This is a genomic window from Pseudomonas sp. F220 (assembly GCF_057813935.1).
The window spans coordinates 237266-261584 of the sequence record NZ_JBVASJ010000004.1 but is presented as its reverse complement, the minus strand read 5'-3'; the positions used below and the strand labels follow the sequence as shown (position 1 = coordinate 261584).

23 protein-coding genes are annotated in these 24319 nt (G+C 58.2%); 21 read left to right on the top strand and 2 right to left on the bottom strand.

What is annotated here, in order from left to right:
- The first annotated feature begins 274 nt into the window (after nucleotides 1-274).
- The 17 genes from ACZYSM_RS06460 (at nucleotide 275) to ACZYSM_RS06380 (ending at nucleotide 20312) form a co-directional block, all read left to right on the top strand.
- Nucleotides 275-2212, top strand: a complete 1938-nt coding sequence (locus ACZYSM_RS06460; protein WP_489069991.1) for a bifunctional 5-dehydro-2-deoxygluconokinase/5-dehydro-2-deoxyphosphogluconate aldolase — start codon at nucleotides 275-277, stop codon at nucleotides 2210-2212.
- Nucleotides 2213-2362: 150 nt separating this feature from the next.
- On the top strand, nucleotides 2363-3271 hold the full coding sequence (gene iolE, locus ACZYSM_RS06455; protein WP_489069989.1) for a myo-inosose-2 dehydratase: 909 nt from the start codon (nucleotides 2363-2365) through the stop codon (nucleotides 3269-3271).
- A complete protein-coding gene (iolB, locus tag ACZYSM_RS06450) occupies nucleotides 3268-4077 on the top strand; it encodes a 5-deoxy-glucuronate isomerase (RefSeq protein WP_489069987.1) in 810 nt (269 codons plus the stop codon). Before iolE ends, iolB begins: the two co-directional genes overlap by 4 nt.
- Nucleotides 4078-4119: 42 nt before the next feature.
- Entirely contained in the window at nucleotides 4120-5622 is a 1503-nt protein-coding gene (locus ACZYSM_RS06445) for a CoA-acylating methylmalonate-semialdehyde dehydrogenase (protein ID WP_489069985.1), read from the top strand.
- Nucleotides 5623-5663: 41 nt separating this feature from the next.
- Entirely contained in the window at nucleotides 5664-6485 is an 822-nt protein-coding gene (locus tag ACZYSM_RS06440; protein WP_489069983.1) for a TIM barrel protein, read from the top strand.
- 174 nt (nucleotides 6486-6659) lie between these two features.
- The gene (gene iolD / locus ACZYSM_RS06435) at nucleotides 6660-8597 is read left to right on the top strand and encodes a 3D-(3,5/4)-trihydroxycyclohexane-1,2-dione acylhydrolase (decyclizing) (RefSeq protein WP_489069981.1); all 1938 of its coding nucleotides are present in this window, start codon (nucleotides 6660-6662) and stop codon (nucleotides 8595-8597) included.
- A gap of 43 nt (nucleotides 8598-8640) precedes the next feature.
- Nucleotides 8641-9666, top strand: a complete 1026-nt coding sequence (gene iolG / locus ACZYSM_RS06430; RefSeq protein ID WP_489069979.1) for a bifunctional inositol 2-dehydrogenase/D-chiro-inositol 1-dehydrogenase — start codon at nucleotides 8641-8643, stop codon at nucleotides 9664-9666.
- Between the two features lie 142 nt (nucleotides 9667-9808).
- Nucleotides 9809-10669, top strand: a complete 861-nt coding sequence (locus tag ACZYSM_RS06425) for a sugar phosphate isomerase/epimerase family protein (RefSeq protein WP_489069977.1) — start codon at nucleotides 9809-9811, stop codon at nucleotides 10667-10669.
- Between the two features lie 149 nt (nucleotides 10670-10818).
- The gene (locus tag ACZYSM_RS06420) at nucleotides 10819-11871 is read left to right on the top strand and encodes a Gfo/Idh/MocA family protein (RefSeq protein WP_489069975.1); all 1053 of its coding nucleotides are present in this window, start codon (nucleotides 10819-10821) and stop codon (nucleotides 11869-11871) included.
- 135 nt (nucleotides 11872-12006) lie between these two features.
- Nucleotides 12007-12189 (top strand): hypothetical protein, encoded by a 183-nt coding sequence (locus tag ACZYSM_RS06415; RefSeq protein WP_489069973.1) that lies wholly within the window; start codon nucleotides 12007-12009, stop codon nucleotides 12187-12189.
- Between the two features lie 54 nt (nucleotides 12190-12243).
- Complete coding sequence (locus tag ACZYSM_RS06410; RefSeq protein ID WP_489069971.1) at nucleotides 12244-13170, top strand: sugar ABC transporter substrate-binding protein; 927 nt, start codon at nucleotides 12244-12246, stop codon at nucleotides 13168-13170.
- Nucleotides 13171-13240: 70 nt separating this feature from the next.
- Nucleotides 13241-14806 carry a sugar ABC transporter ATP-binding protein gene (locus ACZYSM_RS06405; RefSeq protein ID WP_489069969.1) on the top strand — a complete coding sequence of 522 codons (1566 nt, stop codon included), beginning with the start codon at nucleotides 13241-13243 and terminating at the stop codon, nucleotides 14804-14806.
- A 79-nt stretch (nucleotides 14807-14885) separates the two neighbouring features.
- Entirely contained in the window at nucleotides 14886-15908 is a 1023-nt protein-coding gene (locus ACZYSM_RS06400; protein WP_489069967.1) for an ABC transporter permease, read from the top strand.
- A gap of 209 nt (nucleotides 15909-16117) precedes the next feature.
- Nucleotides 16118-17464 carry a carbohydrate porin gene (locus ACZYSM_RS06395; RefSeq protein WP_489069965.1) on the top strand — a complete coding sequence of 449 codons (1347 nt, stop codon included), beginning with the start codon at nucleotides 16118-16120 and terminating at the stop codon, nucleotides 17462-17464.
- A gap of 326 nt (nucleotides 17465-17790) precedes the next feature.
- Complete coding sequence (locus tag ACZYSM_RS06390; protein WP_489069963.1) at nucleotides 17791-18195, top strand: TraR/DksA family transcriptional regulator; 405 nt, start codon at nucleotides 17791-17793, stop codon at nucleotides 18193-18195.
- Between the two features lie 176 nt (nucleotides 18196-18371).
- Nucleotides 18372-19988 carry a methyl-accepting chemotaxis protein gene (locus ACZYSM_RS06385; RefSeq protein WP_489069961.1) on the top strand — a complete coding sequence of 539 codons (1617 nt, stop codon included), beginning with the start codon at nucleotides 18372-18374 and terminating at the stop codon, nucleotides 19986-19988.
- Nucleotides 19989-20108: 120 nt separating this feature from the next.
- Nucleotides 20109-20312 carry a hypothetical protein gene (locus tag ACZYSM_RS06380; RefSeq protein ID WP_489069959.1) on the top strand — a complete coding sequence of 68 codons (204 nt, stop codon included), beginning with the start codon at nucleotides 20109-20111 and terminating at the stop codon, nucleotides 20310-20312.
- Between the two features lie 10 nt (nucleotides 20313-20322).
- On the opposite strand, the gene ACZYSM_RS06375 is transcribed toward ACZYSM_RS06380, so the two are convergent.
- Nucleotides 20323-20562 (bottom strand): DUF2789 domain-containing protein, encoded by a 240-nt coding sequence (locus ACZYSM_RS06375; RefSeq protein ID WP_489069957.1) that lies wholly within the window; start codon nucleotides 20560-20562, stop codon nucleotides 20323-20325.
- Between the two features lie 270 nt (nucleotides 20563-20832).
- Entirely contained in the window at nucleotides 20833-21063 is a 231-nt protein-coding gene (locus ACZYSM_RS06370; protein ID WP_489070051.1) for a hypothetical protein, read from the bottom strand.
- Nucleotides 21064-21898: 835 nt separating this feature from the next.
- On the opposite strand from ACZYSM_RS06370, the gene ACZYSM_RS06365 reads away from it, so the two are divergent.
- The 4 genes from ACZYSM_RS06365 to ACZYSM_RS06350 all read left to right on the top strand — a co-directional run bounded on the left by ACZYSM_RS06365 (nucleotide 21899) and on the right by ACZYSM_RS06350 (nucleotide 24283).
- Nucleotides 21899-22345: a hypothetical protein gene (locus tag ACZYSM_RS06365; protein ID WP_489070050.1), complete on the top strand. Its 447-nt coding sequence runs from the start codon at nucleotides 21899-21901 to the stop codon at nucleotides 22343-22345.
- Nucleotides 22345-22548 carry a hypothetical protein gene (locus ACZYSM_RS06360; RefSeq protein ID WP_489069955.1) on the top strand — a complete coding sequence of 68 codons (204 nt, stop codon included), beginning with the start codon at nucleotides 22345-22347 and terminating at the stop codon, nucleotides 22546-22548. Before ACZYSM_RS06365 ends, ACZYSM_RS06360 begins: the two co-directional genes overlap by 1 nt.
- A 117-nt stretch (nucleotides 22549-22665) precedes the next feature.
- Nucleotides 22666-23682 (top strand): ABC transporter substrate-binding protein, encoded by a 1017-nt coding sequence (locus ACZYSM_RS06355; protein ID WP_489069953.1) that lies wholly within the window; start codon nucleotides 22666-22668, stop codon nucleotides 23680-23682.
- A 163-nt stretch (nucleotides 23683-23845) separates the two neighbouring features.
- Nucleotides 23846-24283 carry a DUF3995 domain-containing protein gene (locus ACZYSM_RS06350; RefSeq protein ID WP_489069951.1) on the top strand — a complete coding sequence of 146 codons (438 nt, stop codon included), beginning with the start codon at nucleotides 23846-23848 and terminating at the stop codon, nucleotides 24281-24283.
- Nucleotides 24284-24319: the final 36 nt, after the last annotated feature.

The window sequence follows — 24319 nt, the reverse complement described above, 5'->3', positions numbered from 1 at the left end:
TTATGGGCGTCGGTGATGAATAGGTTGGCTGTGCGCAGTCTACAGGGTAGGCACAAATAAAATCTTGAGCGTGAAGTCAGGTGAATCATTGCTGAATCGATCCACTGTGTCTGGATCAGTCTCGGAGCAGTTTATTGGAAAAAATATTCCACGTAAAAAATTTATAGAATAAATATTGATTGGCGCCGCGAGACGTTCTAGTCTGGCCTCACACCAAAAGTGTTCGCGCTTGCACCGCGGCGAACGCAGGCTGATAAAAATAACAGGAGCCAGCATGGGCCAGACTCGTTTTGCCAGTGGGCGTCAATTGGATCTGATCTGCCTCGGACGCCTTGGCGTCGACCTCTATGCACAGCAAGTCGGTGCGCGGTTGGAGGATGTCAGCAGTTTCGCCAAATACCTGGGCGGTTCATCGGCGAACATTGCCTTTGGCACTGCACGCCTGGGCCTTAAGTCCGCGATGTTGAGCCGGGTAGGGGACGACCACATGGGCCGCTTCCTGCTCGAATCTCTGGCCCGCGAAGGCTGCGACGTCAGCGGTATCAAGGTCGATCCGGAACGTCTGACCGCCATGGTTTTGCTGGGTCTCAAAGACCGCGAAACCTTTCCATTGGTCTTCTATCGCGAAAACTGCGCCGACATGGCGTTGCGCGCTGAAGACATCAAAGAATCCTTTATCGCTTCCAGCAAAGCCTTGCTGATCACCGGCACGCACTTCTCCACCGACGGTGTGTACAAGGCGAGCACCCAGGCGCTGGACTACGCCGAGAAGCACAACGTCAAACGTGTGCTCGACATCGATTACCGCCCGGTGCTCTGGGGCCTTGCCGGCAAGGCTGACGGCGAAACCCGTTTCGTCGCCGATCAGAAGGTCAGCCAGCATGTGCAGAAAATCCTGCCGCGCTTTGACCTGATTGTCGGCACTGAAGAAGAGTTTCTGATTGCCGGCGGCAGCGAAGACTTGCTCACCGCGTTGCGTAAAGTGCGTTCACTGACTGCTGCGACCCTGGTGGTCAAGCTTGGCCCGCAAGGTTGCACGGTGATTCATGGGGTGATTCCGGTTCGTCTCGAAGACGGCGCGATCTATCCCGGTGTGCGGGTCGAAGTGCTCAACGTGCTGGGGGCCGGTGATGCCTTTATGTCGGGCTTCCTCAGTGGTTGGCTGGAGGACGCGAGCGACGAGCGTTGCAGCCAGCTGGCCAATGCCTGCGGCGGTCTGGTGGTGTCGCGCCACGCCTGTGCCCCGGCGATGCCGACCCGTGCCGAACTGGACTATCTGTTCAACAGCCCGGTGCCGATTACCCGACCCGATCAGGACATGGTGCTGCAACGTCTGCATCAGGTCAGCGTGCCGCGCAAAGCCTGGAAGCAACTGTTTATCTTTGCCTTCGACCATCGCGGGCAACTGGTCGAACTGGCGCAAAAGGGCGGCCGTGACCTCAACAGCATTGGTGAACTCAAGCAGTTGTTCATCAAAGCCGTGGAGCGGGTCGAGACCGATTTGCGCAAACAGGGCATCGAAGCGGATGTCGGTCTGTTGGCCGATCAGCGCTTTGGCCAGGATTCATTGAACGCCGCCACCGGTCGCGGCTGGTGGGTCGCGCGTCCGGTAGAAGTCCAGGGGTCTCGGCCGCTGGCCTTCGAGCATGGTCGCTCGATCGGTAGCAACCTGATCGCCTGGCCCCAGGAACAGATCATCAAATGCCTGGTGCAATTCCACCCGGATGACGAGCCACTGCTGCGCCTGGAGCAGGAAGCGCAGATCAAGGGCCTGTATCAGGCGGCGCAAGTCAGCGGTCATGAATTGCTGCTGGAAATCATCCCGCCCAAGGATCACCCGTCAACCCATCCGGACGTGCTCTATCGCGCCATCAAGCGCCTGTACAACCTCGGCATCTTCCCGGCGTGGTGGAAGATCGAAGCGCAAAACGCCGCCGAATGGGAGCAACTCGACCAACTGATTCAAGAACGCGACCCGTATTGCCGGGGCGTAGTGCTGCTGGGCCTGAACGCGCCGGCCGCGACCCTTGCGCAAGGTTTCCAGCAGGCCAGTCAGAGCAAAACCTGCCGTGGCTTTGCTGTCGGCCGGACGATTTTTCAGGAACCCAGCCGGGCCTGGATGGCCGGTGAAATTGATGACGAAGCGTTGATCCGCCAAGTCCAGGGCACGTTCGTCGAACTGATCAATGCCTGGCGTGCAGCCCGGAGTTGATATTTTCAATGTGTGAACACTGAACCTGTGGGAGCGAGCCTGCTCGCGATGGGGCCTTCAGAGGCGCCAAAAGCATCGCGAGCAGGCTCGCTCCCACAAGGGGTCCGTGTTGTTCTTACTGATTTGTGTAAAACAATAAAAGGTGCAGCCATGCCCGCTATCCGAATTGGCATCAACCCGATTTCCTGGAGCAACGACGACCTGCCATCTCTGGGCGGTGAAACGCCGCTGAGCACCGCGTTGAGCGAGGGCAAAGAGATCGGCTACGAAGGTTTCGAGCTTAACGGCAAGTTTCCCAAGGACGCCAAAGGCGTCGGCGATGTACTGCGGCCTTACGACTTGGCACTGGTTTCCGGTTGGTACTCCAGCCGTCTGGCACGGCGTTCAGTGGCCGAGGAAATCGACGCCATCGGCAGCCATGTGGAGCTGCTGGCCAAGAACGGCGCCAAGGTCCTGGTCTACGGCGAAGTCGCCGATTCGATTCAGGGGCAGCGCATTCCACTGGTTGAGCGCCCACGTTTCCACACCGAGCAGGCCTGGCAGGAATACGCCGACAAGCTCACGGAGCTTTCGCGCTTCACCTTGTCCCAAGGCGTGCGTCTGGCCTATCACCACCATATGGGCGCCTACGTCGAATCCCCGGCGGACATCGACACACTGATGAGCCTGACCGGCAGCGAAGTCGGCCTGCTGTTCGATTCGGGTCACTGCTACATGGGCGGCGGCGAACCTCTTGAGGTGCTGCGCAAACATATCGACCGCGTTTGCCATGTGCATTTCAAGGACGTGCGCAAACCGGTGGTGCAACTCGCGCGCAACAACCTCTGGAGCTTCCCGGACTGCATCATCAACGGCACCTTCACCGTGCCCGGCGACGGTGATATCGACTTTGCCGCGCTGCTGGATGTGTTGCTGGCCGCCGATTATCACGGTTGGCTGGTGGTCGAGGCCGAACAGGACCCGGCCGTTGCGCCAAGTTATGTCTACGCGAAAAAGGGCTTCGACACGCTGCGTGGTCTGCTCAATGCCGCCTTGGCTAATCGGAGCACCAGACAATGAGCCTTTTGGTCAAAAGCAAAGCGCACGGCCAGACCATGGTCGAACTGGGTGCCGGTGAGCTGGAATACGTCGGTTTCGCCGCCTATCGTCTGAGTCTCGGCGAAACACTGCCAGTCAGTGCCGGTGATAAAGAGCTGTGCCTGGTGTTACTCAGTGGCCGGGTCACGATTCAGGGCGAAGCCCCAGGGCAGGGCGCCTTCAACTGGGACAACATCGGCGACCGGCAATCGGTGTTCGAAGACAAGTCTCCGTTCGCCGCCTATTTGCCACCTGGCAGTCAGGCCCTGGTTGTGGCCTTGAGCGATGTGCAGATCGCCGTCTGCGCCGCGCCCGGCTCGACCACCAACGGCCTCGGCCCACGGCTGATCAAACCGCAAAACATGAAACGCAGCGTGCGCGGCAAAGGCGCCAACACCCGTTATGTCTGCGACATCCTGCCAGACACCGAGCCAGCCCACTCGCTGCTGGTGGTGGAAGTGCGCACGCCGTCCGGGCATTCGTCGAGCTACCCGCCGCACAAGCACGACACCGATGACTTGCCGCACCAGAGCTTTCTCGAAGAGACCTATTACCACCAGATTAATCCGCCTCAGGGCTTCGTCTTTCAGCGGGTCTACACCGACGACCGCAGTATCGACCAGGCCATGGCCGTGGAAAACAGCGATTTGGTGGTGGTGCCCAAGGGGTATCACCCGGTCAGCGTGCCCTACGGCTACGAGTCGTATTACCTGAACGTGATGGCCGGGCCCAAACGCGTCTGGCAATTCCATAACGACCCGCAGCACAGCTGGCTGTTGGATCTGTAGGCCCCGCAGCGTTTTTAATTTTCAACGTGGAGAACAAGAACAATGAGTGACGCCAAGGTTGTAGGCCATTACATCAACGGCCAGGTGCAGGACAGTGGCAGCGAACGTTTCAGCAACGTCTTCAATCCAGCCACCGGCAGCGTTCAAGCGCGAGTCGGGCTGGCCAGCCAGAAGACCGTCGATGAAGCCGTCGCATCGGCCTTGAAAGCGTTCCCGGCCTGGTCCGAGCAATCGTCCCTGCGTCGCTCGCGCGTGATGTTCAAGTTCAAGGAATTACTGGATAAACACCACGACGAACTGGCAGAAATCATCAGCCGCGAACACGGCAAAGTCTTTTCCGACGCCAAGGGCGAAGTGACCCGCGGCATCGAGATTGTCGAGTACGCCTGTGGCGCGCCGAACCTGCTCAAGACCGAATTCAGCGACAACATTGGTGGCGGCATCGACAACTGGAACCTGCGTCAACCGCTGGGCGTTTGCGCTGGCGTCACGCCGTTCAACTTCCCGGTGATGGTGCCGTTGTGGATGATTCCGATAGCGTTGGTCACCGGTAACTGCTTCATCCTCAAACCTTCCGAGCGCGACCCTTCGGCCAGTTTGCTGATGGCGCGGTTGCTCACCGAAGCCGGGTTGCCGGACGGTGTATTCAACGTCGTTCAGGGCGACAAGGGTGCGGTTGACGGTCTGCTGCAACACCCGGACATCGAGGCGATTTCCTTTGTCGGCTCGACGCCGATCGCCGAGTACATCCACCAGCAAGCGACCCAGCGCGGCAAACGCGTGCAGGCACTGGGTGGGGCGAAGAACCACATGATCGTCATGCCCGACGCGGACCTGGATCAGGCCGCCGATGCACTGATCGGCGCCGCTTACGGCTCGGCCGGCGAACGCTGCATGGCGATCTCGATTGCCGTCGCGGTGGGCGACGTCGCTGACAAGCTGATCGCAAAACTGCTGCCGCGCATCGACCAGTTGAAGGTCGGCAACGGTATGCAGGGCGATAGCGACATGGGGCCGCTGGTCACCGCCGAGCACAAAGCCAAGGTCGAAGGGTTCATCGATGAAGGCGTGGCCCAGGGCGCGCAGCTGATTGTCGACGGCCGCAACTTCAAGGTGCCGGGCGCGGAGAACGGCTTCTTTGTCGGCGCGACGCTGTTCGACAAGGTCACGACTGAAATGAGCATCTACCAGCAGGAAATTTTCGGTCCGGTGCTGGGCATTGTTCGGGTCGCGGATTTTGCCAGCGCGGTGGCACTGATCAACGCTCACGAGTTCGGCAACGGTGTGTCCTGCTTCACCAGCGACGGCGGCATCGCCCGGGCTTTCGCACGCACCATCAAGGTTGGCATGGTCGGCATCAACGTACCGATCCCGGTACCGATGGCCTGGCATTCCTTCGGTGGCTGGAAGCGTTCGTTGTTCGGTGATCACCACGCTTACGGCGAAGAAGGTATCCGCTTCTACAGCCGCTACAAAAGCGTGATGCAGCGCTGGCCTGACAGCATCGCCAAAGGCGCTGAATTCAGCATGCCGACTGCCAAGTAAGCCAACTTTCTGATCAACCTTGAGAGCGGAGAACAAGAATAATGAGCCAGCCCCTGCGTTTCGCCCTGAACCGTATGGTCGCCCCACGTTTATCACTGCCGGATTTCATTGACCTGGCAGTGACCTTGAAAGCCGATGCCATCGAGATCCGCAACGACCTCAAAGGTGTCGAAATTGAAGACGGTACGCCACCGACACGGGTCCGTGAGTTATGCGAGGCCCAAGGGATCAAGGTGTTGTCGATCAACGCGCTGTATCCCTTCGACGTGTGGAACGACGAGCGCCGGGCGCACACCCTCAAGCTGGCCGCCTATGCCCGCGATTGCGGTGCAGAGGGGCTGGTGATGTGCCCGCTGAATGATCGCGCCGACCCTCGCACAGAAGCCGAACGCAACGCCGGGTTACGCACGGCGCTCAGCGAACTGGCGCCGATCCTGCGCGAATACGGGATTCTCGGTTTTATTGAGCCGTTGGGTTTTGAGGAGTGCTCGCTGCGGCGCAAACGCACGGCGGTGGATGCGATCAAGGCGATTGGTGGGCTGGATGTGTTCCGCTTGGTGCATGACACCTTTCACCATCACCTGGCCAGCGAACATGAGTTCTTCCCCGAGCTGACCGGGTTGGTGCACATATCCGGTGTCGAAGACGCGCAAGCGCCGCTGGCGACCATTCGTGATGGTCATCGGGTGCTGGTGGGCGAGGCGGACATTCTCGGCAATGCCGCGCAGATCGATACCTTGCTCAGCACCGGCTATACGGGCTACCTGTCGTTCGAACCGTTTGCCGAAAGCGTGCATGAGTTGGTGGATATCGAGCAGGCGATTGGCGCGAGCATGGATCACTTACAAAAATCCCTGGCCTGATCTATTGCTGAGACCAAAGCAGATCAAATGTGGGAGCGAGTCTGTTCCGGGCGGCGTTCCGACGATGATGGCGGCACATTCAACATCGATGTTGCCTGATGCACCGCAATCGCGAGCAGTCGAGCGACGACCGGCTGCTCCCACAGGGTTTCTTCGTATATTGAAGGATCGGACATGACTACTACACGATTGACCATGGCTCAGGCCCTGGTGAAATTCCTCGATAACCAGTACGTCGAGGTGGATGGGGTCGAAAGCAAATTCGTCGCCGGGATCTTTACTATTTTTGGTCACGGCAACGTATTGGGCCTCGGCCAGGCACTGGAGCAAGACAGCGGTGATCTGGTGGTGCATCAGGGCCGCAACGAGCAGGGCATGGCCCACGCGGCCATCGGTTTCGCCAAGCAACACCTGCGGCGCAAGATTTACGCCTGCACCTCTTCGGTCGGCCCGGGCGCTGCGAATATGCTGACCGCTGCAGCCACTGCGACCGCCAACCGGATACCGTTGCTGCTGTTACCCGGCGATGTCTACGCCAGCCGCCAACCGGACCCGGTGCTGCAACAGATCGAACAATTCCACGACCTGAGCATCAGCACCAACGATGCGTTCAAAGCCGTGAGTAAATACTGGGACCGCATCAACCGCCCTGAGCAGTTGATGAGCGCGGCAATCCACGCCATGCGTGTGCTTACCGATCCGGCTGAAACCGGCGCGGTGACCTTGACCTTGCCACAAGACGTGCAGGGTGAGGCTTACGATTACCCGGATTATTTCCTGCAAAAACGTGTACACCGCATCGACCGCCGACTGGCCACCGAAGCGATGCTCGGCGATGCTCTGGCCTTGCTCAAAGGCAAGCGCAAGCCACTGATCATCTGCGGCGGCGGGGTCAAGTACTCTGGGGCGAACGCTGCGCTGCAGGCGTTTGCCGAACGTTTCGATATTCCGTTCGCGGAAACCCAGGCCGGCAAAAGTGCGGTGATCTCGGCCCATCCGCTGAACGTTGGCGGCATCGGCGAAACCGGTTGCCTGGCGGCGAATCTGCTGGCCAGGGAAGCCGATCTGATCATCGGTATCGGCACCCGTTACACCGATTTCACCACCTCGTCGAAATCGCTGTTCCAGCATCCTGAGGTGGAATTTCTCAACCTGAACATCAGCCCCTTCGACGCGCTGAAACTCGATGGCGTGCAGCTGCTGGCTGACGCTAAATCCGGCCTGAAAGCCTTGTCCGATGCGTTGGCGCGAACCGTTTATCGCTCCGCGTGGGGCGATCAACCGCGCCAAGCCAAAGCGCAACTGGATGCTGAGGTTGACCGTGTTTATCAGGTCGAATACCAGACTGAGAATTTCGTCCCGGAAATCAATGACCAAATGGACCCGGCGGTATTGCGCGAGTTCATCGAGCTGACCGGCTCTTGCCTGACCCAGAGCCGGGTGCTCGGTGTGCTCAACGAAACCTTGCCGAGCGACGCCATAATTGTTGCCGCTGCTGGCAGTCTGCCGGGTGATTTGCAGCGCAGTTGGCGCAGCAAAGGTGTGAACACCTATCACGTCGAGTACGGCTATTCCTGCATGGGCTACGAGGTGAATGCCGCCCTCGGTGTGAAGCTCGCCGAGCCTGAACGTGAGGTCTATGCGCTGGTGGGGGATGGTTCTTACCTGATGCTGCACTCGGAGCTGGTTACCTCGATTCAGGAACGACGCAAGATCAACGTGGTTCTACTCGACAACATGACCTTCGGTTGTATCAACAACCTGCAGATGGAACACGGCATGGACAGCTTCGGCACCGAGTTCCGCTTCCGCAACCCGGAAACCGGCAAGCTCGATGGCGGCTTTGTGCCGGTGGACTTCGCCATGAGTGCGGCGGCCTACGGCTGCAAAACCTACAAAGTGAACACGGTCGATGAGCTGCACGCAGCGCTGGCCGATGCGCGTTTGCAGACAGTGTCGACGCTGATCGATATCAAGGTTCTGCCCAAAACCATGATTCACAAATACCTGTCCTGGTGGCGCGTCGGCGTGGCGCAAGTCTCCACCAGCGCCCGCACTGACGCGGTGGCGAAAACCCTGAATGAACGACTGGCCAAGGCCCGTCAGTACTGATTGCTCTGGATACAACAACAAACATTCCAACGGGAGAACAGACATGTCTTTGCTTTTTAATTCGTTGCGGATCGGCGTCATCGGCACCGGTGCCATCGGTCAGGACCATATCCGTCGTTGCAGCCAGACCTTGCTTAACAGCCAGGTAGTGGCCGTTACCGATATCAATCTTGAGCAGGCAGCCAAGGTTGTCGCCGACTTGAAATTGACCGCCGAGGTCTACCCGGATGGCCATGCGCTGATCAAGGCGGGGGAAGTCGAAGCGATTTTGGTGACGTCCTGGGGCCCGAGCCATGAGGAGTTCGTGCTCGCGGCGATTGCCGCCGGCAAACCGGTGTTCTGTGAGAAGCCGCTGGCGGTGACCGCAGAAGGCTGCCGCAAGATCGTCGAGGCCGAAGTGGCCCATGGCAAGCGGCTGGTGCAGGTTGGTTTCATGCGCCCGTACGATCAGGGCTATCAGGCACTCAAAGCGGTGATCGACAGCGGCCAGATCGGCGAGCCGTTGATGCTGCATTGCGCTCACCGCAATCCGACTGTGGGCGAGAACTACAAGACCGACATGGCGATCACCGACACGCTGATCCATGAACTGGACGTGTTGCGCTGGCTGTTGGCCGATGACTATGTGTCGGTGCAAGTGGTGTTCCCGCGTAAAACCAGCAAGGCCCATGCGCACTTGAAGGACCCGCAGATCGTCCTGCTGGAAACCGCCAAGGGCACCCGCATCGACGTCGAGATTTTCGTCAATTGCCAGTACGGCTATGACATCCAGTGCGAAGTGGTCGGTGAGACCGGTATCGCCAAACTGCCAGAACCGTCCCAGGTGCAACTGCGCAGCGGCGCCAAACTCTCCAATGCGATTTTGATGGATTGGAAGGATCGCTTTATCGCCGCCTATGACGTCGAGTTGCAGGCGTTTATCGATGGCGTGCGGGCCGGGCAAGTTGGCGGGCCGTCGGCGTGGGATGGTTTTGCGGCGGCGGTGGCGGCGGATGCTTGCATTGAGGCCCAGCAGAGCGGGGCGATCGTGAAAGTAGGGTTGCCTGACCGGCCACATTTCTACGGCTAACCACCCACCAATGTGGGAGCGAGCCTGCTCGCGATAGCGATCTGACAGTCACATTGATGTTGAGTGTGCCGACATCATCGCGAGCAGGCTCGCTCCCACAGGTTTCAGCGCCATGCTTGAGACTTGACCAAGGAGAACAACAATGCGCATCGCACTAGACCCCTACATGTACCGCAACCTGTCTCTGGGCAAGATGGTCGATAAGGTCGCCGAGCTCGGTTACGAACACATCGAACTGTCTCCGCGGGAGGACTTCCTGCCGTTTTACAAGGCGCCGCGGGTCGACAAGGCACGGATCAAGGAGTTTCGCAAAGCCCTCAGCGACACCGGCGTGAAACTCTCGTCGCTGTTGCCGATGTACCACTGGGCCGCTGCCGACGAAGGCTTGCGCCAGGCTGCATTGCGCAACTGGAAGCGCGCGATCCAGATCGCCGTGGAGATGGACTGCGAGCTGGTCAACACCGAGTTCACCGGCCAGTCGGACAACCCGCTGGTTTGTGAGAACCAGTTCATGCGCTCCATGGACGAGCTGATGCCAGTGTTCGAGCGTGAAGGCATCAAGCTGGATATCCAGGCGCATCCCTATGACTTCTGCGAACGCAACAACGAGTCAGTGGACATCATTCGCGGGCTGGATCGCGACTGGATCAACTACCTCTACGCAGCGCCCCACACGTTCTTCTACGACGACGGCAAAGGCGACATCGCCTCAATGCTCAAGTACGCCGGCGACAAGCTGACCCACCTGATCATCGCCGACACCTATAACCACAAGGCCTCGTCGGGCCTGCGCTATATCGTCAACCCACCCGGTGTGACCGCCACCGTGCACCAGCATCTGGACATTGGTCAGGGCGAAGTGGACTGGGAAGCGTTTTTCAGCACCCTGCGCGAGATCAAGTTCGACGGTATTGCCACGGTCTCGGTGTTCGCCTGGGAAGACCGGCCGGATGAGTCCAACCGGATGATGCTGGAGCGGGTGACCCGCGAACTGCGCCGCTGACCTGTGTACGCAAAACCTGTGGGAGCGAGCCTGCTCGCGATAGCGGTCTGACAGTCACATAGATGTTGAATGTGCTGCCGCCATCGCGAGCAGGCTCGCTCCCACAAGGGCAGTCAGCGGTTCACATAACAATAAGGAGGAGTTGACTCATGCGAATCGGACTTGTCGGTTACGGCCATGGCGGCCGTTTTTTTCATGCTCCGCTGATCAGCAGTTTGCCCGCCGCGACATTTGTCGGTGTGGTGACGTGTTCGGCCGAGCGACGCCAATGGTTGGCGACGGACCATCCAGGCGTGCCGGCTTTCGACACTATCGGCCAACTGGTAGAGGCCGGGGTCGATGTGCTGGTGGTCTCAACCCCCCTTGAAGGACGTGCGGCACTGATTCTGCAAGCCATCAAGCACGGTGTGGCGGTGGTCAGCGACAAGCCTTTTGCGGTTGATGCGCAGCAAGCGGCAGCCCTGATCGCGGCTGCCGAACGGCAAAAAGTGCCATTGAGCGTCTATCAGAACCGTCGCTGGGATTCGGACTTTTTGACCGTGCGCAAACTGCTGGAGGCCGGAGCGCTGGGGCAGGTCACCCGCTTCGAATCCCGGGTCGAGCGCTATGCACCCAAATCGGTGGGTGATGGCAGCGGCGGCGGTTTCCTGCGCGATCTGGGCAGCCATCTGGTGGATCAGGCCATGCAACTGTTCGGACCAGTGGCACGGGTCTACGCCGAGCTGCATTACGCCCATTCAGGGCAAGCGTTCGATAACGGTTTCTTCGTTTCGCTGACCCATGCCAATGGCGTGATTTCGCATGTGTCGGGCAGTTGCCTGCAAAACAACCCGGCACCGCGTTTTCGCGTAAATGGCACTGCGGGTTGCTACACCGTCGAGGGGCTGGACGGGCAGGAGGCTTCGGCACTGGCCGGTCTGTCACCCAAGTCCGAGGGTGAGCGCTGGGGTGTTGAGGAGCATCGGCGCTGGGGTTGGTTCGAACAAGGCGAAGAACGCGAACGGATTCCCTCTGAGCGAGGCTGCTGGAACCAGTTCTATTTACAGCTGAAAGCCGCGTTGCAGAGCGGTGGCCCACTGCCGGTCGACCCCCGTGATGCACTGGCGACCACCCGCGTCCTGGACGCTGCGCGCCTCAGCTCGCAACGGCATCAGGTGGTCGAACTGAGTGCGGTTTCAATCGATGGAACAAAAACAGAATAAAATTCTAAAATGAGTTGATATAGAAATTATTTTCCAATAAAGTCATTTCCAGGTTGCCGACATCAACGTCCCGATCTGCCTCAAGTCACTTGAAGCAGTAGAGGACGAACCAACAAAAACAAACAGGTACCGTCGATGAAAACCTTCAGCACTGCTCTGCGAGTTTTACGTACCGCGCTCCACCTGCACCGCGACCTGCCTCGCGGTCCGCGCCTGTCTCTTCCTCTTTCCAGACTCCTGTGCGTCGAACGCAAGGGCGCTGTGGTGTGCTGCATTCCCGGCGCGCCGATCGTTCGTTTGCCTGCACAGGCCAGTTGATCCCGGTCCAACGCTTTATCCATAAAACCAACAAGAATGTGGAGACAGAGTTTCATGAAGACCAAGATCCGTTTCACCTCACTTGCCTTGTCCCTGATGCTCGCCAGCGGCGCGGCGTTTGCTGATATGAAGATCGGCGTCAGCATGTCGCAGTTCGATGACACCTGGCTGACCTACCTGCGTGAATCCATGGACCAGCAAGCCAAGTCCATGCCCGACGGCGTAAAGCTGCAATTCGAAGACGCGCGCAGCGACGTGGTCAAGCAGCTGAGTCAGGTTGAAAGCTTTATCAGCCAGAAAGTCGACGCCATCGTGGTCAACCCGGTGGATACCGCGGCGACCAAAAAAATCACTGAAGCGGCGGTCAAGGCCGGTATCCCGCTGGTGTACGTCAACCGTCGCCCGGACGACCTGAAACTGCCCAAGGGCGTGATCACCGTGGCGTCCAACGACCAGGAAGCCGGCCAGATGCAGATGCAATACCTGGCCGAAAAAATGAACGGCAAGGGCGACATCGTCATCTTGCTCGGCGACCTGGCGAACAACTCCACCACCAATCGCACCAAAGGCGTCAAAGAGGTGCTGGCCAAGTACCCAAACATCAAGATCGATCAGGAGCAGACTGGCACCTGGCTGCGTGACAAAGGCATGACCTTGGTGAATGACTGGTTGACCCAGGGCCGTAAATTCGATGCCATCGTGTCCAACAACGACGAGATGGCCATCGGTGCCGCCATGGCCCTGAAACAGGCCGGGGTTGAAAAGGGTAGTGTGTTGATCGCAGGCGTTGACGGCACGCCCGACGGCTTGCGTGCGGTGAAGAAAGGCGATCTGGCGGTGTCGGTGTTCCAGGATGCCAAAGGCCAGGCCGTGGGCTCCATCGATGCAGCGGTGAAAATGGCCAAGAACGAACCGGTTGACCAGGCCGTGTGGGTGCCTTACCGCTTGATCACCCCGGAAAACGTCGATCAGTTCAAATAGCCGGTCCGTTCAATAACAACAATAAGCACGCAAGGTGGCTACGGCGGCCTTGCTGATGGAGTACCTGATCATGTTCGCTTCAGCGACTGCTTCGAGCACCCCGTTGGTGGGTATCCAGCCAACTGCCACACCCGTCGATGAGCCGTACCTGCTGGAGATCATCAATGTCAGCAAGGGTTTTCCCGGTGTGGTGGCCTTGTCCAATGTGCAACTGCGAGTGCGCCCGGGCTCTGTTCTGGCCTTGATGGGCGAGAACGGCGCCGGCAAATCGACCCTGATGAAAATCATCGCCGGCATCTACCAGCCGGACGCCGGTGAGCTGCGTCTTCGCGGCAAGCCAGTGAGCTTCGACACACCGCTGGCGGCGCTGCAGGCCGGGATCGCGATGATCCACCAGGAACTCAACCTGATGCCGCACATGAGCATTGCCGAGAACATCTGGATCGGCCGTGAGCAACTCAACGGTTTCCACATGATCGATCACCGGGAAATGCATCGCTGCACAGCGAAACTGCTGGATCGGCTGCGGATCAACCTCGATCCCCAGGAGCATGTCGGCAACCTGAGCATCGCCGAGCGGCAGATGGTCGAGATCGCCAAAGCGGTGTCCTACGACTCCGACATCTTGATCATGGACGAACCGACCTCGGCGATTACCGATAAGGAAGTCGCCCACCTGTTCTCGATCATTGCCGACCTCAAGGCTCAGGGTAAGGGCATCATCTACATCACCCATAAAATGAATGAAGTGTTCAGCATCGCGGATGAAGTGGCGGTGTTCCGTGACGGCGCCTACATCGGCCTGCAACGGGCCGACAGCATGGACGGCGACAGCCTGATTTCAATGATGGTCGGTCGTGAGCTGAGCCAGTTGTTCCCGGTGCGCGAGAAACCCATCGGCGATCTATTGATGTCGGTGCGCGACTTGCGTCTGGACGGGATTTTCAAGGGCGTGTCCTTCGACCTGCATGCTGGCGAGATTCTCGGCATCGCTGGGCTGATGGGTTCGGGCCGCACCAACGTCGCCGAAGCTATTTTCGGCATTACCCCAAGCGACGGTGGCGAAATCAAGCTCGACGGCAAGACCGTGCGCATCAGCGATCCGCACATGGCCATCGAAAAAGGTTTTGCGCTATTGACTGAGGATCGCAAGCTCAGCGGCTTGTTCCCGTGCCTGTCAGTGCTGGAAAACATGGAAATGGCCGTGCTGCCGCATTACGTCGGCAATGGCTTTATCCAGCAGAAAGCCCTGCGCGCCTTGTGCGAAGACATGTGCAAGAAACTGCGGGTGAAAACCCCGTCCCTGGAGCAGTGCATCGACACCTTGTCCGGCGGCAATCAACAGAAAGCCTTGCTGGCTCGTTGGCTGATGACCAATCCGCGAATCCTGATTCTCGACGAACCGACCCGCGGCATCGACGTCGGCGCCAAAGCCGAGATCTACCGACTGATTTCCTACCTCGCCAGCGAAGGCATGGCGGTGATCATGATTTCTTCGGAACTGCCGGAAGTGCTCGGCATGAGCGACCGGGTCATGGTCATGCACGAGGGCGACCTGATGGGCACTCTCGACCGCAGCGAAGCGACCCAGGAGCGGGTCATGCAACTGGCTTCGGGAATGTCCGCGGTTCATTGACGGTTCAATGCATTTAAACGGTTTTCTGTGGGTGACGAGGGTGCTCGTCGCCGGCAACGCAATAGAAGGGTGAGTAGCTATGAACGCGATACTGGAAAACAAACCCGCTACAGCGCCGGTCAAAACGCGCCGGCGTCTCCCGACCGAGTTGAGCATCTTCCTGGTGCTGATCGGCATCGGGCTGGTCTTCGAAGTGTTTGGCTGGATCGTTCGCGACCAAAGCTTTTTGATGAACTCGCAACGTCTGGTGCTGATGATTCTGCAAGTGTCGATCATCGGCTTGCTGGCGATTGGCGTGACTCAGGTGATTATCACCACGGGTATTGATCTGTCCTCTGGATCGGTGCTGGCGTTGTCGGCGATGATCGCCGCGAGCCTGGCGCAGACCTCCGACTTTACCCGGGCAGTCTTTCCATCGCTGACAGACTTGCCGGTGTGGATTCCGGTGATCGTCGGCCTCGGGGTCGGATTGCTGGCGGGGGCGATTAACGGCAGCATCATTGCCATCACTGGAATCCCACCGTTTATTGCGACCCTCGGCATGATGGTCTCGGCCCGGGGGCTGGCGCGTTTCTACACCGAAGGCCAGCCGGTGAGCATGCTCTCCGACTCGTACACGGCCATCGGCCACGGCGCGATGCCGGTGATCATCTTCCTGGTGGTGGCGGTGATCTTCCACATCGCCCTGCGCTACACCAAGTACGGCAAATACACCTACGCCATCGGCGGCAACATGCAGGCGGCGCGCACCTCGGGGATCAACGTCAAGCGCCACCTGGTGATCGTCTACAGCATCGCCGGGCTGCTGGCCGGATTGGCTGGCGTGGTGGCTTCGGCTCGCGCCGCGACCGGACAGGCCGGGATGGGCATGTCCTATGAGCTGGATGCGATTGCTGCAGCAGTGATCGGCGGCACCAGCCTGGCTGGCGGAGTAGGGCGCATCACCGGCACGGTGATCGGCGCACTGATCCTTGGGGTCATGGCCAGCGGCTTCACCTTCGTGGGGGTCGATGCTTACATTCAGGACATCATCAAAGGCCTGATCATCGTGGTCGCAGTGGTCATCGACCAGTACCGCAACAAGCGCAAACTCAAACGCTGAAGACTCCTCTATCTGGCATCTGTAGGAGCGAGCTTGCTCGCGATGAACGATAACGCGGTGCAACAGATGAACCGCGGCGGTCGAGCGCGACCCCGGTCCATCATCGCGAGCAATCGAGCGTCGACCGGCTGCTCCTACAGTTGTCGCGCAGTAAGACATCTCTCAACCTCGATAAAAACATCCTGATAACAATAAAGGGGAGCTTTGCCATGGGCGTTCGAAACACAAAATACCTTCCACCCTGCCTGCTACTGGCCGCCATGGGGTGTGCCGGCCAGAGTCTGGCGGCGGATGCATTCTCCGCTGACTCGAAATGGCTAACCGGCGACTGGGGCGGTCTGCGTACCGACTTGCTGGACAAGGGCTATGACTTCCAGCTGGAGCATGGTGGAGAGTTCGCCAGCAACCTCAAGGGCGGCTACAACGACGACAAAACCGCACGCTGGACCGAGCAGTTCGTGTTTGGCTTGAAAGTCGATCTGCAAAAAACCATGGGCTGGGAAAACGCTAAATTCAAAGTCGCGATCACTGAGCGTGACGGCCGCAGCCTGACCAACGACCGGATCACCGATCCGCGAGTCGGCGGCTACAACTCGTCCCAGGAAGTCTATGGTCGCGGCCAGACCTGGCGCCTGACGCAGTTGTGGTTGAGCAAAGGCTTCCTGGAAGATGGCGCGCTGGACGTGAAAGTCGGCCGCTTTGGTCCGGGCGAGGACTTCAACAGCTTCCCCTGCGATTTCCAGAGCCTGACCTTCTGCGGCTCCCAGGTCGGGAACTGGGCCGGCAGCATCTGGTACAACTGGCCGGTCAGCCAATTGGCCGGGCGGGTCAAGTACAACCTCAATCCCGAAGTCTTCGTGCAGGTCGGCGCCTACAACCAGAACCCGTCGAACCTGGAGGTTGGCAACGGCTTCAAACTCGACGGCAGCGGCACCAAGGGCACGATCTTTCCGGTGGAGCTGGTCTGGTCGCCTAAAGTCCAAGGCCTGCCGGGCGAGTACCGCGCCGGCTATTACTACAGCACTGCGAGCGCCGACGATGTGCTCAAGGACGTCAACGGCCAGCCGCAACCTTTGAGCGGTGGGGAGTTCCGTTCCCACAGCGGCAAGTCCGGCTACTGGCTGGTGGCGCAGCAGCAGATCACCAGTCACGGCGGTGATACCAGCCGCGGTCTGTCGCTGTTTGCCAACCTGACGGTGCACGACAAGGACACCAATCAGGTCGACAACTTCATCCAGGCGGGGTTGGTCTACACCGGGCCGTTCGATTCCCGGCCCAAAGATGCAATCGGCTTCGGCGTGGCACGCGGCCACACCAACAGCGATTTCCGTGAGCGGGCCGAGCTGCAGAACCAGGTCACGGGTGCGACCGATTACAACGACCCGGCGAGCATCCCGTTGCAGCACAGCGAGTACAGCGCCGAGGTGTACTACGGCTTCCATGTCACCAACTGGCTGACCGTGCGGCCGAACCTGCAGTACGTGCGTGACCCCGGTGGGGTTCAAGAAGTTGATTCGGCAATCATTGGCGGGGTGAAGGTCGAAACGGTGTTCTAAGGTCTCAAAAGTTCAAAATGCGCCACGCCAAACAGGTGTGGCGCAGCCGTTTGTCTTCTATATAGAGCCCCTCGATTGAATTTCTTGCTATAAACGCACTCCGATTACCACCCGCAAGCCTGCCATAGAGCACTTTCGGGGCTTTACCGGACAAATTCGCTGTCATTTCAGTTGCTGAGCCCTCAAGTCGGCCTTAGACTGCCGCCCCTCGTAAATTGAGTGCCGGGTGGCGCTTGGAATGTATGGCGCCTTTCCGATGACCTACAAGGGTCGACCGGATCGCTCCCTTATTCGCCTTAATGCACGTATTTTTTATAGAGAAATCAATGACAAAGGAAAAGTTGCTGGCCATGCCGGCGGATGACTACATGAATGCCGAGCAACTGGCGTTCTTCACTGAGCTGCTGCAAGCCATGAAGGTCGAAACCCACGACCGTATTGAGCAGAGCCGTGTAGCCATTGAAAGCCTGGACACCCCTGCCGATCCTGCCGATGCAGCGTCCGTCGAAGAAGAGCGCCACTGGCTGGTCAACGTCATCGATCGCGATCAGCGTATGCTCCCTCAGCTGGAAATGGCTCTGGGCCGTATCGCTGAAGACACCTTCGGCTGGTGCGATGACAGCGGCGAGGCCATCGGCCTGAAACGCCTGCTGATCAGCCCGACCACCAAGTACTGCATCGAAGCTCAAGAGCGTCACGAGCAAATCGACAAGCACCAGCGTCAGGCCTGATAGGCGTTTGTGGCTAGGGAGCAAGCTCCCTCGCCACAGGATTCAGCGCTCCTTCCAATCCCCCCCGCACTTCTATTGATCTGCTGCACCCCCACGACTAAGGGACCATAGATAATGGCCTAGTAGTGGCGTTAAATGCAGACACAATAAATAGAAGCAGCAGTGGGGTGACGAACATGACGAGGGACGGATCTCTGGCTGGCGCAGTGCTGCAACCTGTGGCAGCACCCAAAGCCACGGTGCGCTGGCTGGCACCTACTGTGCAAAGCATCGCCCTGATGTTGGTGCTCAGTGGCATGGCATTCGGCGGCTGGTCGCTTTACCTTTGCCTGCCGCTGGCGGTGCTGACTATCTGGCTTCCCCGGCTGCGTTCGCGGCCCAACATCGACTTAATCCCTGTGGACACCAGCAGTGCCATCGCTGAGTTGACCCGCGACCTTTCCTATACCACCAGTCACAATGCGCTATCCGCCGCCGGCGTGGCCTTCTCGGTCAAGCAACTGGCCGGAAAGCTGCAGTCGCAACTGGATGCTGCTGCGCGGATCGTCAGCAGCGCCGAGGTGATGATCGACACCGAGAAAGCCACTTCACAACTCAGCCGACAAGCTCTCAGTGCGGCCAGTGAAGCCCATCAGAGCAGTGCCGAAGGGCGCAGGGTGCTCGCCGAATCCATTACCCGCATGCATCAGCTCAGTCAGCGCGCCAATGACAGTCGCCAACTGATAGAAGCCCTGAGTGTGCGCAGTGAAGAAATCCAGCGCGTGACTCTGGTGATTCAGTCAATCGCCAGCCAAACCAACCTGTTGGCACTGAATGCGGCCATTGAAGCGGCGCGCGCGGGTGAGCATGGGCGAGGCTTTGCTGTGGTTGCCGACGAAGTTCGCGGTCTGGCCGGGCGCACCGCGACGGCCACCGACGAGGTCGGGGTGATGGTCGCTGATATTCAGCAACGCACGGCGCAGGTGGTGGAGCAGATTCGCCAACTGTCCAGCGACCTGAATACCGGGGTCGAGCAGGTGGAACACACCGGCCAGTCGTTGGAGAACATCGCCAGGCTGGCGGCGGGAGTCGAGAGCCAGGTGGGTGACATCGCCAAAGGTACAGAAACCAATCGCGAACAACTCGACAGTTTGTTTCACGCCGTCGAACAGATGCGCAGTGACCTGGCTGCAAGCGATCAGCAGACCCAGCGTCTGGCTGAAGCAGCGGTGCAGATGGAAGGCCAGGCCGAGACCATCAGCGAACGCCTTGCTGAAGTGGGGCTGGACGATTATCACCAGCGGATCTATGACCTTGCCCGGGAAGGCGCGAGCCAGATCGCGGCGCGATTCGAGTCGGATATCGATCAGGGCCGCGTCAGTCTGGACGACCTGTTCGACCGCAACTATCAGGCTATCCCCAATACCACGCCGGGCAAATTCCGGACCCGTTTTGATCGCTACGCCGACCAGGTATTACCAGGGATTCAGGAACCACTGCTGCCTCGTCATGAAGGCCTGGTGTTCGCTATTGCCTGCACCCAACAGGGATATGTGCCGACCCACAATAAAATATTCAGCCAGCCACTGACCGGCGATGCGCAAGTCGATACGTTGCAAAACCGCACCAAACGAAAATTCGCCGACAGAACGGGAATCCGCTGCGGTAGTCATCAGCAGGCAGTTTTGTTACAGACCTATACCCGCGACACGGGTGAGTTGATGCATGACTTGTCGGTACCGATCATGCTCAAGGGCCGGCATTGGGGTGGGCTGCGCTTGGGTTACAAACCCGAGAACGCACCACAGGTCTGACGGCACGATTGTTACCTCTCATGCAAAGAACCTGTGCAGGGCGATAGCTTTTTCCCTCCGTGTTAAGTCATTAATATGCCAATATTGTTAGGCAGCTAATGAAATATCCGGAGAGCCCTCATGCAAAGCAAAGTCGATGTCGCGGTGATGATTGGCAGCGGGGTGCCAGCCACTCTGCGGGCTTTGGGTCAAAGTGTCTGCTGGGTCGTGCTGCTCAATGGCGAGCAGCGGGGCACGGCGTTTTCCAGTCGTGACGAAGCCGAGGAGTGCAAGGCTGCCTGGTTGGCTCAATTGAATGTTGAAAAAACCGACAGCCTGCATTGAGTCGTTCGCGCTAGTGCGTTTTATGCATGCGCAGGTTCAGATCGTCGACCACTCCTGCCCAATCGGCGTCTTCACGCAGCTGTTCTTTCAAAAAAACCGCCTGCTGCGGTGTCCAGAATTCGGCTTCTATCAGTTTTTGATTGTTGGCCAGCGGCGAGTGGCTGGCAATGAAATCGTCGATAGCCGTCTGGGTGGAGTCCAGCCCAAGCTGATCGAATAAACCTTTCAGGTCATGCGTTGGCGAATCCATTGTTATCTCCATGCAGATTGGCAACCCAAGCATCCAAGGGTTGAGGTCATTGCGACACTGTAGCTGAGGGAGATGGTGGCAGGCGTTCGATTGGCAGTATTGGGCACGTCAGGCTGAGGTATCGACCATGCCGATAATGCTGATTTATGCCTGGTACAGGGCGGTTCCAGGCGAGTGGGCGGATTTAAGTTAATCATCATGATGCTCTTAAATGGATTCTCGCCTCTGTATTGGTCAGGCAGCCTGATCCTTTATGGCCGCAAGGGATCTTCAGGCGTTCAGCGCCCCCTCATCGACGGCAGCTTTGAGAGACCTGGCTGCTTCTTTGGCGGCCATTTCGGCAACGTCTGAAGTCTTGAACCAGCGGTCTTTTTCGACCTGATGGAAGGTGACGGTGGTTAGCGGCGGCTTGGCGCGCATCACGATCACTGCTTGAAACTCGCCTTCTACTTCCCTGGCCTCGCCATGGATGAAAAACTCGCCTATATCAAATTCCGTCACGTAACGCCTTCCCTTGGAGATTATTGTGCTTTTTAAGTACAGCCGCGCAGGCTGCTTTTCAATGGTCGGGCCAGTATGGCAGTTGTTGCCTGCCGGTGGCTGGGTTAAGTCATCGGTGTGACGAAACGACTGCATCGGCAAATGCGGGTCGGCGTGTAAAATGTTCGTTTCCAGGGCCTTTGCCAGAGCACAGGCCTGGTTGTGATTGCCGCGCAATTCTCTTATACGTTCGGTAGGAATTTCTTTGATGTGAAAAAAATCTTACCCCCAGTGCCACTGAGTAGCGGACCAACGGTATATATTCGGGCTCTGACTTCAGTGGGTAGAATGGCTCCTTGCGCAGCAGCGCCGGGCGGTTCAGGTAGCAACCCGTATCCTGAGCAGGGGTGGACGTGTACGCATATGAAATCCCTTTCTATGGTTTGCCGACGTGTGTCCGTCGCTTATAGGTAGTCTCAACGAGCATGGCTGCTCTAGAATTACCTCCGACGCTCGAAGGTTCAGGCGTATCTAAAGCATTTTTTCTGGCTATATGCCGAGAAAGTGCTTTTTTTAAAGAGTTTTTTCCCTAAAGTTGATACTCCAGTATTCTCTGGTGGTTAGCAGGGCGATTTTCTTCAAGGGTTGACGACGGCATGGGGAGACAGCGTGAGCATCGCTCCACCAGTCTTCGCCCGCCGTGTGTTGAAGGAGCGTTTAACTTTGTTCAGGGATTTGAGCGTTAGTCATTGTCGTGACAATACCGACATAGTCGTTTTTTGTGCTGTCTGCTTTTCGTGCAGGCAGAGTCATTTTTAGATTCGGGGACGTTTCCTTGGCAGTAAGTAATCTCGATATGCATGCTTTGTTCGTGCTTGGTGATTTGCGCGCAAAGCTGGTCAAACAGTTTCAATCACGTTTCATCTACATCACCGAACAGACTGCTGAAGGCATCTACATCGCCGAGATCGATACCGAAACGGCATTGGTCGTCGATGACAAACCGCGCCTGGAACTCAAAGTAGGTGACCACTTCAGGGCTGCGGTCTTGCCCAGCCGTGAAGGCGGCAAGTTTGAAATCAAGTTTCGCGAGATCAAACTCACGGTCTATGGTCTGGGCGAATATGCGTTTGTTACCACGGCCGATGGACACGCTATTTTGTTCAAGGAAGGGCAGACCGTCTTGACGGTGTTTGCCGCCAACCAGCAGTTGGAGGGCGGATTGACCAAGACCTTGAAAGCGGTGACTGGCAAAGCGGCGAAATGGCGCAAAGGCGAGCTCACGTTCAAGGCCAGTGAGTAATGACGCTGACCCGCGCCGATTTCCATGAGCAGAACCTGGAGAGTGCCCGCGCGCAAGCCCTTCGCCTTTTCACACAGAAGGCCGTTCTGCAAAGCGCCTGGTTGGGGTGGGTAGCCTCAGAGATCTACAGCTTGCGCCCTGCGGAGTACGCCAGCATGGTTCGACGCGAACTGAAGCGTTTGCAGGAACCCGGCGAAAAGTAACCGTCATACCTCGAATGCAGGAACCTCTACTACAGTCAGTTGACTGACTACGAAGGTTGCGGTCTTCCTCTGGAAGATCATCCTGCTATTGCTGTGAAAAGCACGAGGTGCAAAAGCATGAAAGGATTTCGAGTGCTGCTGGCCAGCACATTGACCACACTCAGCTTGTTGACCGCTCCCATCCCGGCATCTGCTGCCTTGGCGCCCATTCATTTTGCCGACCTCAACTGGGAAAGCGGCAGCCTGATCACCGATATCCTGCGGATTATTGTCGAGAAGGGTTATGGACTGCCCACCGATATGCTTCCGGGCACTACCATCACGCTGGAAACCGCGTTGGCCAACAATGACATTCAGGTCATCGGCGAAGAATGGGCCGGACGCAGCCCTGTATGGGTCAAGGCTGAGGCCGAGGGCAAAGTGGCGAGCCTTGGCGATACGGTCAAAGGTGCGACCGAAGGCTGGTGGGTTCCGGAGTATGTGATCAAGGGTGATCCGGCCAAAGGAATCAAACCCATGGCGCCGGACTTGCGTAGCGTGTCCGATCTGCCGCGATACAAGGATGTTTTCAGTGATCCTGAAAGTCCGGGCAAAGGGCGCTTCCTCAACAGCCCGATCGGCTGGACCTCGGAAGTGGTCAACAAGCAGAAGCTCAAGGCCTATGGTCTGAATGACAGTTATGTGAATTTTCGCAGTGGCTCCGGCGCGGCGCTGGACGCAGAAATCAGTTCGTCAATTCGCCGTGGCAAACCGATCCTGTTTTATTACTGGTCGCCCACGCCGTTACTGGGTCGTTTCAAGCTGATTCAACTGCAAGAACCGCCTTTCGATGCCGAGGCGTGGAAAACCCTGACCGACGCCGACAACCCTGATCCTAAACCAACGCGCTCCCTGGCTTCAAAGCTGTCCATTGGCGTGTCCACGCCGTTCCAGAAGCAATACCCGCAACTTGTTGAGTTCTTCACAAAGGTCGACTTACCGATCGGTCCTTTGAACAAGGCATTGGCCGACATGAGCGAGAAACACACGGCGCCGCATCAGGCCGCCGAAGCGTTCTTGAAGGCGCATCCGGATGTGTGGCAGGCGTGGGTGCCCAAGGATGTGGCTGACAAGGTGTCAGCTGCTTTGAAGTAATTGACCTCTGCCGTAGGAGCTGCCGCAGTCTGCGATCTTTTGATCTTTTGATCTTTTGATCTTTTGATCTTTTGATCTTCAAAGAAAAGATCGCAAGCTGTGCCAGCTCCACACGTGCCACGGACGTTCATTCTTTGGCACACCCCATCAAGGAAGTCTGGCCATGATGCTTTTGGTTGCCCAAGGGATTGCCGGTATTTTTGCGCTGATCAGTCTGATCCATCTGTACTGGGCACTGGGCGGCAAGACGGGCAGTGACGCGGCGGTGCCGCAGGTGCCGGGCAAGTCTGGCGGGGAGTTGAAACCAGCGTTCAAACCTTCAGCGCTCGGTACGTTGCTGGTGGCCGTCGCGTTACTGGTGATTGCGGTTCTGGTGTGTCTGCGAGCCGGTGTGTTCCTGCCGGTTGTTACGTCCGAGACGCTGCAATGGTCGCTCACCGCGATTGCGCTGGTGATGTTCTTGCGGGCTATCGGTGACTTCAAGGCCGTGGGGTTTTTCAAGCGGATCGGCGGGTCGAAGTTTGCTCGTTTGGATAGCTGGGCCTTTTCGCCGCTGTGTGTGGTGTTGGGGCTGGGATTGTTGATCATTGCCTGGTTTTGAGTCGCCGCTACTATTGCATTCGCGAGCAAGCCCGCT